Annotated in this window: 12 protein-coding genes; 5 read left to right on the top strand and 7 right to left on the bottom strand. The window is 75.1% G+C overall.

Annotation, left to right across the window (positions count from 1 at the left end):
* Positions 1 to 11 precede the first annotated feature (11 nt).
* Positions 12 to 2,720, top strand: a complete 2,709-nt coding sequence (locus ACTT8P_RS03140) for a SpoIIE family protein phosphatase (RefSeq protein WP_442829951.1) — start codon at positions 12 to 14, stop codon at positions 2,718 to 2,720.
* Positions 2,721 to 2,789: 69 nt separating this feature from the next.
* On the opposite strand, the gene ACTT8P_RS03145 is transcribed toward ACTT8P_RS03140, so the two are convergent.
* Positions 2,790 to 2,963 carry a CsbD family protein gene (locus ACTT8P_RS03145; RefSeq protein ID WP_361174475.1) on the bottom strand — a complete coding sequence of 58 codons (174 nt, stop codon included), beginning with the start codon at positions 2,961 to 2,963 and terminating at the stop codon, positions 2,790 to 2,792.
* 171 nt (positions 2,964 to 3,134) lie between these two features.
* Here ACTT8P_RS03145 and ACTT8P_RS03150 point away from each other — a divergent pair, with 171 nt between their 5' ends.
* Entirely contained in the window at positions 3,135 to 3,281 is a 147-nt protein-coding gene (locus tag ACTT8P_RS03150; RefSeq protein ID WP_442829952.1) for a hypothetical protein, read from the top strand.
* 26 nt (positions 3,282 to 3,307) lie between these two features.
* Here ACTT8P_RS03150 and ACTT8P_RS03155 read toward each other — a convergent pair whose 3' ends face one another.
* The gene (locus tag ACTT8P_RS03155) at positions 3,308 to 4,777 is read right to left on the bottom strand and encodes an MFS transporter (protein ID WP_442829953.1); all 1,470 of its coding nucleotides are present in this window, start codon (positions 4,775 to 4,777) and stop codon (positions 3,308 to 3,310) included.
* A gap of 200 nt (positions 4,778 to 4,977) precedes the next feature.
* On the opposite strand from ACTT8P_RS03155, the gene ACTT8P_RS03160 reads away from it, so the two are divergent.
* Positions 4,978 to 6,342 (top strand): FAD-dependent oxidoreductase, encoded by a 1,365-nt coding sequence (locus ACTT8P_RS03160; protein WP_442829954.1) that lies wholly within the window; start codon positions 4,978 to 4,980, stop codon positions 6,340 to 6,342.
* A gap of 52 nt (positions 6,343 to 6,394) precedes the next feature.
* Here ACTT8P_RS03160 and ACTT8P_RS03165 read toward each other — a convergent pair whose 3' ends face one another.
* The 5 genes from ACTT8P_RS03165 to ACTT8P_RS03185 all read right to left on the bottom strand — a co-directional run bounded on the left by ACTT8P_RS03165 (position 6,395) and on the right by ACTT8P_RS03185 (position 9,490).
* A complete protein-coding gene (locus ACTT8P_RS03165; protein ID WP_442829955.1) occupies positions 6,395 to 7,147 on the bottom strand; it encodes a DUF4097 family beta strand repeat-containing protein in 753 nt (250 codons plus the stop codon).
* A 93-nt stretch (positions 7,148 to 7,240) separates the two neighbouring features.
* Positions 7,241 to 7,615, bottom strand: coding sequence for a hypothetical protein (locus ACTT8P_RS03170; RefSeq protein ID WP_442829956.1), 375 nt, complete (start codon positions 7,613 to 7,615; stop codon positions 7,241 to 7,243).
* Between the two features lie 98 nt (positions 7,616 to 7,713).
* The gene (locus ACTT8P_RS03175) at positions 7,714 to 8,265 is read right to left on the bottom strand and encodes a roadblock/LC7 domain-containing protein (RefSeq protein ID WP_442829957.1); all 552 of its coding nucleotides are present in this window, start codon (positions 8,263 to 8,265) and stop codon (positions 7,714 to 7,716) included.
* Between the two features lie 38 nt (positions 8,266 to 8,303).
* The gene (locus tag ACTT8P_RS03180) at positions 8,304 to 9,095 is read right to left on the bottom strand and encodes a hypothetical protein (protein WP_442829958.1); all 792 of its coding nucleotides are present in this window, start codon (positions 9,093 to 9,095) and stop codon (positions 8,304 to 8,306) included.
* Positions 9,092 to 9,490, bottom strand: coding sequence for a hypothetical protein (locus tag ACTT8P_RS03185; protein WP_442829959.1), 399 nt, complete (start codon positions 9,488 to 9,490; stop codon positions 9,092 to 9,094). Before ACTT8P_RS03185 ends, ACTT8P_RS03180 begins: the two co-directional genes overlap by 4 nt.
* Before the next feature lie 268 nt (positions 9,491 to 9,758).
* Between ACTT8P_RS03185 and ACTT8P_RS03190 the strand changes: the two genes are divergently transcribed.
* The gene (locus ACTT8P_RS03190; protein WP_442829960.1) at positions 9,759 to 10,826 is read left to right on the top strand and encodes a YihY/virulence factor BrkB family protein; all 1,068 of its coding nucleotides are present in this window, start codon (positions 9,759 to 9,761) and stop codon (positions 10,824 to 10,826) included.
* 261 nt (positions 10,827 to 11,087) lie between these two features.
* On the top strand, positions 11,088 to 12,239 hold the full coding sequence (locus ACTT8P_RS03195; protein ID WP_442829961.1) for a hypothetical protein: 1,152 nt from the start codon (positions 11,088 to 11,090) through the stop codon (positions 12,237 to 12,239).
* The last annotated feature ends 110 nt before the right edge of the window (positions 12,240 to 12,349 follow it).

Here is a 12,349-nt window from a genome sequence, read left to right on the forward strand (position 1 = left end):
GACATGGACATATGGTCCGACTCCCGGGCGGATCGGCAGCCCGGCCCACCCGCAGTCCCGGCCGGCCGCGGCGCGCACCGGTCCCGGGGCTGCGGTCCGCGCTGCCCCGGCGCAGCCTGGCCGGGCAGGTGTTCGCCCTGCACGTGGTGGTGCTGCTGCTGCTCGTGCTGGCGGCGGTGGCCGCGCTGGTGCTCCAGGCCCGGGGCGACAGCCGCACCGAGGCCCGCAACCGCTCGGTCGCGGTGGCCGGGGCCTTCGCCAACTCCCCCGGGATCGTCCAGGCGCTGCGCGCCCCCGACCCCACGGCGGTGCTCCAGCCCCGGGCGGAGGCCGCCCGCAAGGCGGCGGACGTGGACTTCGTCGTCGTGCTGAACACCGACGGCATCCGCTACACCCACCCCGAACCGGACCGCATCGGCCGCAAGTACGTCGGCACCTTCGCCCCCGCGCTGGCGGGGCGGACCGTGACCGAGGAGATCGACGGCACCCTCGGCCCGCTGACCCAGGCCGTGGTCCCCGTCCGGGCGTCCGACGGCACCGTCGTGGGCCTGGTCTCGGCCGGCCTCACCACCGACCACGTGGGCGGCGCCGTCCACCGCCAGCTGCCGCTGCTGCTGGGCACCGCCGCGGCGGCGCTGGTGCTGGCCACGGCGGGCACCGCGCTGGTCAGCAGGCGGCTGCTGCGCCAGACCCACGGCCTGGGCCCGGACGAGCTGGCCCGGATGTACGAACACCACGACGCGGTGCTGCACTCGGTCCGCGAGGGGGTGCTCATCGTCGGCGGCGAGGGCACCCTGCTGCTCGCCAACGACGAGGCGCACCGCCTGCTCGGCCTGCCCGCCGACGCCGAGGGACGGCGGGTGCGCGACCTCGGCCTGGAGCCCGGCACGGCCGACCTGCTGGCCTCCGGCCGGGTCGCCACCGACGAGGTGCACCAGGTCGGTGACCTGCTGCTGGCGGTCAACCAGCGCCCCACCGACATCCGCGGCGGACCGCCCGGCAGCGTCGCCACGCTGCGCGACTCCACCGAGCTGCGCGCCCTGTCCGGCCGCGCGGAGACCACCCGGGCCCGCCTCGACCTGCTCTACGACGCCGGCGTGGGCGTCGGCACCAGCCTGGACGTCACCCGTACGGCCGAGGAACTGGCCGGCCTCGCGGTACCGCGGTTCGCGGACCTGGCCACCGTGGACCTGTCCGACGCGGTGCTCACCGGAGGCCCGCCGGAACCGGGGCGCCCGCTGTTGCGGACCGCGGTCAGCGGGACCGTGGCGGACACCGCGCTGTTCCCGCTGGGCCGGCGGATCCGCTTCGTCGCCTCCACCCCGCAGGCGGCCGCCATCCGCACCGGCCGGGCCGTCCTCGAACCGGACCTGACCCGGGCGCACGGCTGGCAGGCGCAGGACCGGGAGCGCGCGGCGCGGGTGGTGGAGTACGGCGTCCACTCGCTGATCGCCGTACCGCTGCGGGCGGGCACCCTCCGGCTCGGGGTGGTCACCTTCTGGCGCGCCGCGCGGCCGGAGCCGTTCGACCCGGACGACCTGGCGCTCGCCGAGGAGCTGGTCGCGCGGGCCGCGGTCTCCATCGACAACGCGCGCCGCTACACCCGTGAGCACAGCATGGCGGTGACCTTGCAGCGCAGCCTGCTGCCGCGCACGCTGCCCGAGCAGAACGCCCTGGAGCTCGCCTACCGGTACCTGCCCGCGCGGGCCGGGGTGGGCGGCGACTGGTTCGACGTACTGCCGCTGTCCGGGGCCCGGGTGGCCCTGGTGGTCGGGGACGTCGTCGGGCACGGGCTGCACGCCGCGGCGACGATGGGCCGGCTGCGTACGGCGGTGCACAACTTCTCCGCGCTGGACCTGCCGCCCGACGAGCTGCTCGCCCTGCTGGACGAGCTGGTCGGCCGCATCGACCAGGACGAGGGCGCCGAGTCGGCCGCCGGGGACAGCGCCCCCGTCACCGGCGCGACCTGTCTCTACGCCATCTACGACCCGGTCTCGCGCAGCTGTACGGTCGCCCGGGCCGGCCATCCGCCGCCCGCCCTGGTCCATCCCGACGGCCGGGTCGAGATCGTGGACGTCCCGGCGGGACCGCCGCTCGGGCTCGGCGGGCTGCCCTTCGAGGCGGCGGAGCTGCGGCCGGCCGAGGGCAGCCGGCTGGTGCTCTACACCGACGGGCTGATCGAGGACCGGGAGCGGGACATCGACGAGGGGCTGGCGGAGCTGCGGGCCGCTCTGGCGGCGGCCGGGCCGTCGCCCGAGGAGACCTGCCGCGCGGTGCTCGACGCCCGGCCGCCGGCCGCTTCGGGCGACGACATCGCGCTGCTCGTGGCCCGCACCCGGGCGCTCGGCGCGGACCGGGTCGCCGAGTGGCCGGTGCCGGCCGATCCGGCGGCCGTCGGCGAGGTACGGGCCGCGGTGACCCGGCGGCTGTCCGAGTGGGGCCTGGAAGAGCTGGTGTTCACCACCGAGCTGATCCTCAGCGAGCTGGTCACCAACGCGATCCGGCACGGGGCGGAGCCGATCCGGGTCCGGGTGCTGTACGACCGCAGCCTGATCTGCGAGGTCGCCGACAGCACCAGCACCTCACCGCACCTGCGGTACGCGGCCATGACCGACGAGGGCGGCCGGGGCCTGTTCCTGGTCGCCCAGCTCGCCGAACGCTGGGGCACCCGGTACACCCCGGCGGGCAAGGTGATCTGGGCCGAACAGCCGGTGCCCTGACCCTTTCCGTCCCCGCCCGGACGTACGGAACCCCGGCGCCCACGCGGGCGCCGGGGTTCCGTCGGCGGGTCAGTGGCGGAAGGCGTCCTTCGTCTTCTCCTTGGCCTGGCGGGCGTCGCCCTTGGACTGCTCGGCGCGGCCCTCGGCCGTCAGCCGTTCGTTGCCGACGGCCCGCCCCACCGCTTCCTTCGCCTTGCCCTTGGTCTGTTCCGACTTGGCCTTGGACTTCTCGGTGCCTGCCACGGTCGTTCCACCTCTGCTGTCACATCGGTTGCGGATCGTTCGCTGTCCCTGCGGGTTTCCCGCTCCGGCGCGGGGAAACGTCCCCGGGCCGCCGGGGTGAGCGGGGCCCGGCCGGGTAGGTGGTCCCTGCGCGGGCAGCCCGCCCGCCGGGAGACCAACAGGAGGCACGTGATGGCCGGACTGCTGGAGAGGATCAAGCGGTACGCGCGCAGTCCGCAGGGACGCCGGACGGCGGAGCAGGTCCGCCGGGCCGCCGCCGACCCGCGCCGCCGGGCCCAGGCCCAGGGACTGCTGCGCCGGTTCGGCAAGCGTCGCTGACGCAGGGCGCCGGGCGAGGCACCGGCTCAGTCGTGGCTCGCGTGGGCGTGGCGGTGGGACGGCTCCGCGGGGCCGGGCCGGCCGCCGTCGGCGCGGTCCCGCCGCCAGTCCGCGACGGCGACGGCCAGCGCGCACAGCATGAAGGCGACCCCGCTGCCGACCGACAGCGCCACCGCCTCGCGGTAGTTGTCGTGGGTGCTGGTCAGCACCAGGTAGAACAGGCCCGGCAGCGCGGCGGTGCCCACGGCTCCGCCGAGCCGCTGCCCGGTCTGCATGGCGCCGCCCGCCGCGCCGGCCATCCGGACCGGCACGTCGCGCAGCGTCATCGTGACGTTCGGGGAGATGACACAGCCGCTGCCGAGGCCGCCGAGGAACAGCAGCGGAGCGCTGAGGTAGGCCACCGAGCCGGCCGGCGCGAGCCACAGCACCAGGGCGGTGCCGCCCAGCCCGGCCATGACCGCGACCAGTCCGCACACGGTCAGCAGCCGCCCGTACCGGCCCACCAGGCGGCCCGCCACGGCCGCGGCGCCGGCGGAGCCGGCCGCGAACGGGGTCACCGCGAGACCGGAGCTCAGCGGTGAGTAGCCCAGCCCGTTCTGGAAGAACAGCGCGAAGACCAGCCAGACGCCGCTGAAGCCGACGAAGTACAAGGTGGCCAGGCCCGCGCCGGTGGCGTAGCCGCGGGTGGCGGTGAACAGCCCGGTGTCGAGCAGTGGATCGCCGTCCCGGGCCGCGACCCGGCGCTCCCACCGCACGAAGCCCACCAGGATCAGCGCTCCCACCGGGAACAGCCACCACAGCCGGCTCAGTCCGCCGGCCTCGGCCAGCACCAGCGGCAGCATCACCGCGAGGATGCCGACGCCCAGCAGCACCACCCCCACCGGGTCGAGCCGGCCCCGGCGGCCGGGTGCCACCCGGGGCAGCAGCCGCCAGCCGAGCACCAGGGCGACCAGGCCGACCGGCACGTTGACGTAGAAGATCCAGCGCCAGCCGTCGGGGCCGTCGGCGAGCGCCAGGATCAGGCCGCCCACCACCGGTCCGACGGCGCTGGAGACGCCGACGGTGGCGCCGAACAGCCCGAAGGCCCGGCCCCGCTCGGCGCCCTGGAACATCTGCTGGATCAGCGCGGTGTTCTGCGGGGCCAGGCTGCCGGCCGCCACGCCCTGGGCGAGCCGGGCGACGACCAGGAGCACGACCGTGGGCGCGGCGCCCGCGGCCGCGCTGCACAGCACGAAGGCGGCCAGCGCGATCAGGAAGACCCGCCGCCGGCCGAAGGCGTCGCCGAGCCGTCCGGCGGTGACGAGGGTGAGGGCGAAGGCCAGGGCGTACCCGGAGACGACCCACTGCACGGACGCGGCCGAGGCGCTCAGCTCACGCTGCATGGACGGCAGGGCGACGGCGACGATCGTCACGTCCAGCAGGGTCATGAACCCGGCGACCAGCGTGGCCCACAACGCCCGCCAGCGGTTCGGATCGGTCACGGGGACTCCCTCCATGCGGCAGGACGCGGACAGGCCCGACGCCGCGCGCCTGCCTGCGTCACCTGTCACCGATCAGGGGGAGTCCAAACAACCGCCACCGCGTCCCATAAGCTCACCTTATGAGCTCATAGATCGGACCCGCGTACCGACTTAGGGTCCCCTTAGCTTAGGCTTCCCGTCGAGTCGATCTGTCACCGCTCGAAGGGAACCTGAACATGCCCCGCCCTCTGCGGGTAGCCATCGTCGGATCCGGTCCCGCCGGAATCTACGCCGCCGACGCCCTGCTCAAGTCCGAGGTGGCCGCCGAGCCCGGCGTGTCCATCGACATCTTCGAGCGCATGCCCGCCCCGTTCGGGCTCATCCGCTACGGCGTCGCCCCCGACCACCCGCGGATCAAGGGCATCATCACGGCCCTGCACCAGGTGCTGGACAAGCCGCAGATCCGCCTCTTCGGCAACGTGGACTACCCGTCCGACATCAGTCTGGACGACCTCCGCTCCTTCTACGACGGTGTGATCTTCGCCACGGGCGCCACGGCCGACCGCGACCTGGCGATACCCGGTGTCGAGCTGGACGGCTCCCACGGCGCCGCCGAGTTCGTCGCCTGGTACGACGGCAACCCGGACTTTCCGCGCACCTGGCCGCTGGAGGCCGAGAAGGTCGCCGTGCTGGGAGTCGGCAACGTCGCGCTGGACATCGCGCGCGTCCTGGCCAAGACGGCCGACGAACTGCTGCCCACCGAGATCCCGGCCAACGTCTACGAGGGCCTGAAGGCCAACAAGGCGCTGGAGGTGCACGTCTTCGGCCGGCGCGGCCCGGCGCAGGCCAAGTTCAGCCCGATGGAGCTGCGGGAGCTGGACCACTCCCCCAACATCGAGGTCATCGTCGACCCCGAGGACATCGACTACGACGACGGTTCGATCGCCACCCGGCGCGGCAACAAGCAGGCCGACATGGTCGCCAAGACCCTGGAGAACTGGGCCATCCGCGACGTCGGCGACCGGCCGCACAAGCTGTTCCTGCACTTCTTCGAGTCGCCGACCGAGATCCTCGGCGCCGACGGGAAGGTGGTCGGCCTGCGCACCGAGCGCACCGAGCTGGACGGCACCGGCAACGTCAAGGGCACCGGCAAGTTCACCGACTGGGACGTGCGGGCCGTCTACCGCGCGGTGGGCTACCTGTCCGACAAGCTGCCCAAGCTGCCCTGGGACCTCGACTCCGGCACGGTGCCGGACGAGGCCGGACGGGTCATCCAGGAGAGCGGCGAGCACCTCCAGTCGACGTACGTCACCGGCTGGATCCGGCGCGGCCCGATCGGCCTGATCGGGCACACCAAGGGCGACGCCAACGAGACGGTGGCCAGCCTGCTGGCCGACCACGCGAACGGCCGGCTGCACACGCCCGCCGCGCCCGCCCCGGAGGCCGTCGACGCCTTCCTGGCCGAGCACGGCGTCCGGTTCACCACGTGGGAGGGCTGGCACCGGCTGGACGCCGCGGAGAAGGCGCAGGGCGAGCCGCACGGCCGCGAGCGCGTCAAGTACGTCGAGCGCGAGGACATGCTCCGCTGGAGCGGTGCCTGACCGACCGCGTGACGCCGCCGTCACCGACCCCCGGGAGGATGCCTTCCGGGGGTCAGTCGCGGGCGGCGACCACGTCGCCGTTGACCGTGCTGAGCCGGATGACGCGGCCGTCCGTGTCGCCCGTGGTGGGTACGCCGACGGAGGGGCTGCCGTTGTCGGTGGCCGCGGTGACCCGGTAGGCGGGCGCGTCCGGCGGCAGGGCGAGCCGGACCGAGCCGTTGACCGTGCTCCCGCCGACCCCGCCCGGTGCCGTGGCACAGGCGAGGGTCACGTCGCCGTTCACCGTCTCGGCGTGCACCTGCCCGGCGCGCAGCGCGGTGGCGCGCACCGTGCCGTTGCGGGTGGCCAGCCGTACGGTGGCGGTGTCCGCTCCGGAACGGGTGACGGTGACGTCCCCGTTGACGGTGGTCAGGTCCAGGGCGCCGGTGATCCCGGCGGCGTCGATGCCCGCGTTGCGGGCGCTGACGGTGACGGAGACTCCGTCGGGTACGTCCACCCGCGGCATCCGGGGGCACCGCCCGTCCCGGCCCGCGCAGTCCAGGTCCAGCACCCGGGTGTCGTCGTCCGTGCCGTCCCGGCGGGTCCAGCGGTGGCCGGCCCGGTCGTCCACCGCCACCTCGTCGCCGGCACCGGGGCGCAGGGTCACCCCGTTGTCCGTGGTGATCACGAGGCGGGTGCCGGCCGGCACCTGGAACGCTCCCCGCGCGTCCGGCAGTTCGGGACCGTCCCCGCCGCCCCCGCATCCGGCCGTGCCGGTCAGGAGGGCGAGGACCAGTGCCGCGCGGGCCGCTGTCGTCGGCTTCATGCCGGACCGACTTCCCCGCTCCGGGCGGGACATGGCCCCCGGGACCCGCGGGGGACTCGGCCGGGGCCCCGGGCGGCTGCCGGTGCGGCGCGCTCAGACCTCCAGTTCGGTCTCGATCCGGCGCAGTTGGTGGCGGGCCATCGCCAGGTTGGCCCGGCTCGCGTCCAGCACCAGGTAGAGGAAGAGCCCGTTGCCGCCGCGGCCCTTGATCAGGCGGATCAGGTGGTACTGGCTGTTCAGGGTGATCAGGATGTCCTCGATCTCCTCCTTCAGGCCGAGGAGTTCCATCGTGCGCAGCTTGGCCCGCACCACGTCGGTGTTGCCGGCGGCGGCCACCTCCAGGTTGAAGTCCTTGGTGCCGCCCAGGGTGCCGAGGGCCATGCCGCTGGTGTAGTCGACGAGCGCGGCGGCCGACGCCCCGTCGATGGAGCTGAGGCATTCCTTGAGCGCGGTTTCCAGGTTGGCCATGAGTGGGGTTCCCTTTCGGTGTGATCGATCGGTGTGATCGATCGGTGTGATCGAGCGGTGTGATTGAGCGGTGTGATTGAGCGGTGTGACCGAGCGGATCAGTTCGGCAGGCGCCGGCCGCCGGCCGGGGGACGTGGTGGTCGGGTGGGCCGCTGCGGGGTGCGCACCGGCAGCGTGCCGATCGGACGGGCCGGGTCCACGGGGGCGATGGCCGGTTCCCCGGCGCCGGTCCGGTCGTCGGCGGCGGCGGGCCGGGCCTCGGCGGTACGGGCCCGGCGGGCGCGGTCGGCGACCAGTTCGCCGATCCGCACGCCGCTGCGCCGGCCCTCCAGGTGCAGCCGGCCCACGTTGACGCGGTCCTCGGCGAGCAGGGTGAGCACGGCGGCCGGACCGGCCACGTAGGTGGCGACGTAGCCCTCGGCGCCGCGCAGCAGCAGTTCGCGGAAGTCGCCGCGGCCGGTGGCGTCCGCCGTGCGGTGCGCGACGCCGAGGGCGGCGGCGGTGAGCGCGGCCAGGCCCTCCGGTTCGGTGCCCGGCGCGTCGTGGGCGAGGACCAGTCCGTCGACGGTGGCGGCGAGCGAGCCGGTGAGCTGGGGCACGCGGTGGCGCAGACGGTGCAGTTCGGCCAGGACGTCGCTCTCGACGGCCATGAGCAGTCTCCTTTCGGCACGCTGGCGGCGCGCGCGGATCACAGGGCCTCCAAGGCGTCACGAAGCCGGCGCAGCAGGGCGGCGTCGGGGTCGTCCCAGGCGGCACCGCACGGGTCCGGGGCGGACCCGGTGGCCTGCGCGGGGACGCGTGCGGCGGTGGTGACGAGCCCGTCGGCGGCCAGCCGGCGCAGTTCGACGAGAGTGTGGTACGTGCGGCAGGCCAGGGTCACGGCGATGTCGGCGGCGGTACGGACGCCGTCGACCAGGGCGAGGACCCGGCCGCGCCGGGCCGGCAGGGCGGCGGGCTCCGCGGCGGCGGCGCGGGCCAGCGGCGCGACGTCCACCAGGGGGTCGGGCCAGATGTCGTGCAGCAGGTCGCGGCGGCGCCGTGACTCGCGCAGCACGGTCTGCACCGGCACGGGGCGGACCACGCCGAGCCAGTGCGCGGCACCGGGCCGGAAGCGGTGCGCGCGGGTGTCGTGGGCGAGGGCGAAGTAGGCGGCGTCGAACAGCGCGCCCAGGTGGCACAGTTCCAGCGCGCCGGCGGCGAGCCGGCCGTCGTCCACCAGCCGGCGGGCCACCCGGTGCCGGGCGCCGTCCCGGTCGATCGCCGCCCACCAGCCGTCCTCGGTGAGCGCCCCGCCGCGCACCAGCAGCACGCCGAGGTCGGGGGTGTGCGCGGACTCGACGTGCGCCACCCGGCCGGCCGTGAGGTAGAAGACGCCCCGCTCGCCGGTCAGGGCGCCGGTGGCGCCCTCGGCGGCCAGCGCGCCCAGCGCGGCCGAGGTGGTGTCGTGCGCGGCCCAGGCCGACGTCCTCCGGGCCGTCATCCGAGCACCAGCCGGGCCGCCATCTCGCCCAGCCGGATGCGGGCCAGGGCGAGGTTGCCGTCGTTGCGGTCCAGCCACAGGTGCAGGAACACGGTGCTGTCGAAGGGGGTGTGGACGAACCGGATCAGGTGGTAGGCGTCGCCGGTGGTGACGATCATGTCCTCGACGGGTGACTCCTTGCCCGCCGGGCCGGCCGGCCCGGCGGGCGCCAGCGAGCCGCTCTCCGCGGCATGCCGGGCCAGTTCGGCGCTCTCCGCGGCGGTCGCCTCCGCGTCGCCGCCCGGCGCGTCGCCCACCGCGCCCAGGGCCAGTCCGCTGATCCAGTCGACCAGCCAGGCCCCGCGCGCGCCGGGCAGGCGCATCGCCTCCAGCAGGCTCTCGTCTATTCCGGGCACGCCGAAACCCCTCCCCGCACGCCGCGGCCCCTTCTCGCACAGCCGTTCCGTCAACGTGACCGGGACACTACGGAAAGTGCGCGCATCGGGTGGCGGCTTTGGCATTTTCCAGAGACACGTGCCCTCGATCCGTCATACTGCGGGTGTCTGCGGCCGTTCACGGCCGTGTGCCGGCGGTCCTGCCCGTGGCGGGAGCGCGGACAGGCCCGCCCCGACCCGGACGGGTCCCCGGGGGCGTGTCCGGCGCCGGACGGGCTACTCGTCGTCCATGGCCCGACTCCACATGCCCCACCACGGCAAACACACCTCCGCTCGCGACGACGGCGCCGCCCCGGGCGGCGCCCACGAGGACTTCGGCCCGGACCGCGCCACCGAGCGCGCCGCCCCGGACTCCCCCACCGAACTGCCCAAGCGCTCCTGGACGGCGCTGCTGCGGCGGGTGGTGAAGGAGTTCAAGGACGACGAGCTGACCGACCGTGCCGCCGCCCTCACCTACTACGGCGTCCTGGCCCTGTTCCCGGCCCTGCTGGTGCTGGTCTCCCTGCTCGGCATCGCCGGGCAGTCGGCCACTCAGGAGGTGCTGGACAACGTACAGAAACTCGCCCCGGGGTCGGCGCGGGACGTGCTGACCGACGCGATCGGGCAGTTGCAGGCCAAGGCCGGTCTCGGCTCGGTGCTGGCGGTGGTCGGCGTGCTCGGCGCCGTGTGGTCGGCGTCCGGCTACGTGGCCGCCTTCATCCGCTCGGCCAACGCCGTGTACGACGTGCCCGAGGGGCGGCCGGTGTGGAAGGTGCTGCCGCTGCGGGTGGTGCTGACCGTGGTGCTGCTGGTGCTGGCGGTGGCCAGTGCGCTGATCGTGGTGTTCACCGGCTCCCTGGCCGAGCAGGCCGGCACCGCGCTGGGGGTGGGCGACACGGCGGTGACCGTCTGGTCGATCGCCAAGTGGCCGGTCCTGGTGCTGCTGGTGATCATCATGATCGCGATCCTGTACTGGGCCACCCCGAACGCCCGGGTGCGCGGCTTCCGCTGGGTCACCCCCGGCAGCCTGGTGGCGCTGCTGATCTGGCTGGTCGCCTCCGCCGGGTTCGCGTTCTACGTGGCGAACTTCGGCTCGTACAACAAGACCTACGGCACCCTGGCCGGCGTGATCATCTTCCTGGTCTGGCTGTGGGTGACCAACCTGGCCATCCTGCTGGGCCTGGAGTTCGACGCGGAGCTGGCCCGGCAGCGGGTCATCGACGGCGGTCATCCGGCCGACCACGAGCCGTACGTCGAGCCGCGCTCCACCCGGACCTGGGACGAGGCGGACCGGCGGCGCGCGGAACGGGGGGAGTGACCTGGCAGTGTCCCGGCCGCCCGGCGCGCGCCCTCTGTCCGCCGAGGCGCAGGAGGCACAGGTACGCCAGGTCGCTCCTTCGGGTGCCGTGCGGCCGGCCGCGTACTCCCGCCGCCGGCGCCCGCCTTCCATGTCACCGCGCGGGTCCGCGCCCCGGCCGGCCGGGGTGTCCCGGCGCGTCGGCGCACCCCGGGTGATCCGCCGCGGCCGGCGGCGACGATACTGGGCCTGCGCACGTGCCCCCGCCCTCCAGATGGACTCATGCCGACCTCATCAACCGATCGCCCCACGATCCCGCCGACCGTGTGGCCGGCCCGCGGCCGCCACGTCGGAACCGCCGCGCGGGACGTCCTGCTGCGGACCCTGCGGCAGCACAAGGACAGCGGTGTCGTCGACGACTTCCGTGAACTGCCGCGCGACGGGGAGGACAGCGCGGACCGGATCTTCGAGGCGCGCTGGCGGGTGGACTCGGACGTCACCGTCCGGGCCCGGCTGACCCTGGGGGCCGGTTCGGCCGGGTCCCAGGAGTGGACGCTGATCGCGGAGGCCGAGGAGCACTGGGACCAGGCGTGGCCCTCCCCCGCCGGGATGTTCTGGCCCGACGACCCGGACGTCACCTGGGACCGGGACGCCGCCACCGGACTGCGGCTGCGGGGCCTGAACGCGCTGCCCGAGGACGACAAGGCGGTACGCCGGCTGCTGCGGGACGCCGGGCACGACGGCTGGCTGATCCACGTCGTGGTCCACGAGGCGATGACCCCGGACCACCGCGGCCGCATCCCGCTGGTGCGGTGGCTGCCGCCGGGCCTGCGCCACCGGGTGGTGGAGCACCGCGCGGCCCCGCAGCAGCTGCGGGTGGTGAACTGGGCGCTGGAGGAGTTCGGCGTCCAGATGCCGCGGGGCGGCGCGGTGGTGCTGCCCGGCACCCCGGCCCCGGCCGAGCCGGGCGACCTCTCGGTGCGCAGCGTCTTCCTGGACGGTTCCGAGCCCGCCGAGCTGACCGCGACGGTACGGCGGTTCGCCGCGCTGGCCAGGCCGCTGCCGGACGGCGGCGAGGCGGCGCTCACCGCGCTGCGGGACGACTGGGGGCTGCTGACGCTCCGGGAGGAGCTGGAGCGCGAACGCCGGCTGGTGGCGATGTACGCCGAGGCGCTGGAGGCGATGACCCAGTCCCGGGACCTGTACCGGGAGGCGGCCGAACGCGCGGGCGAGGCGCTGGCCGCGCTGCGCGAATCCGCCGGGACGCTCCCGGCCGTCCGCGCCGAGCCGGCCGAGCCCCGCCCCGCGTCGCCGCTGCGCGCGCTGACCCGGGGCCTGGAGCGCCTGAAGGGGGCGTCGGCGGCACGGTCCGCGACGCCGGGCGACGACCCGTCGGACCCGGGCACCGGCCGATCCCGCTCCGAGGAGCGCTGAGCGCCCGCCGGACACCCCGGAGCACGCGGTCCGCGCCCCCGGACGGCACCTACGGGCCGCCGCGGCGACCCGGCCGTCCGCGACGGCCACCGGACCCCGGTACACGCCCG

This window comes from Streptomyces sp. JW3, from assembly GCF_052216785.1.
Lineage (GTDB): Bacteria > Actinomycetota > Actinomycetes > Streptomycetales > Streptomycetaceae > Streptomyces.

Excerpts from the sequence above, each read along its gene's own strand:
- ACTT8P_RS03150 (WP_442829952.1), top strand. The coding sequence starts at position 3,135 with ATGGCCGGACTGCTGGAGAGGATCAAGCGGTACGCGCGCAGTCCGCAG.
- ACTT8P_RS03155 (WP_442829953.1), bottom strand. The coding sequence starts at position 4,777 with ATGGAGGGAGTCCCCGTGACCGATCCGAACCGCTGGCGGGCGTTGTGG.
- ACTT8P_RS03180 (WP_442829958.1), bottom strand. The coding sequence starts at position 9,095 with ATGACGGCCCGGAGGACGTCGGCCTGGGCCGCGCACGACACCACCTCG.
- ACTT8P_RS03190 (WP_442829960.1), top strand. The coding sequence starts at position 9,759 with ATGGCCCGACTCCACATGCCCCACCACGGCAAACACACCTCCGCTCGC.
- ACTT8P_RS03175 (WP_442829957.1), bottom strand. The coding sequence starts at position 8,265 with ATGGCCGTCGAGAGCGACGTCCTGGCCGAACTGCACCGTCTGCGCCAC.
- ACTT8P_RS03140 (WP_442829951.1), top strand. The coding sequence starts at position 12 with ATGGTCCGACTCCCGGGCGGATCGGCAGCCCGGCCCACCCGCAGTCCC.
- ACTT8P_RS03165 (WP_442829955.1), bottom strand. The coding sequence starts at position 7,147 with ATGAAGCCGACGACAGCGGCCCGCGCGGCACTGGTCCTCGCCCTCCTG.
- ACTT8P_RS03170 (WP_442829956.1), bottom strand. The coding sequence starts at position 7,615 with ATGGCCAACCTGGAAACCGCGCTCAAGGAATGCCTCAGCTCCATCGAC.
- ACTT8P_RS03160 (WP_442829954.1), top strand. The coding sequence starts at position 4,978 with ATGCCCCGCCCTCTGCGGGTAGCCATCGTCGGATCCGGTCCCGCCGGA.
- ACTT8P_RS03195 (WP_442829961.1), top strand. The coding sequence starts at position 11,088 with ATGCCGACCTCATCAACCGATCGCCCCACGATCCCGCCGACCGTGTGG.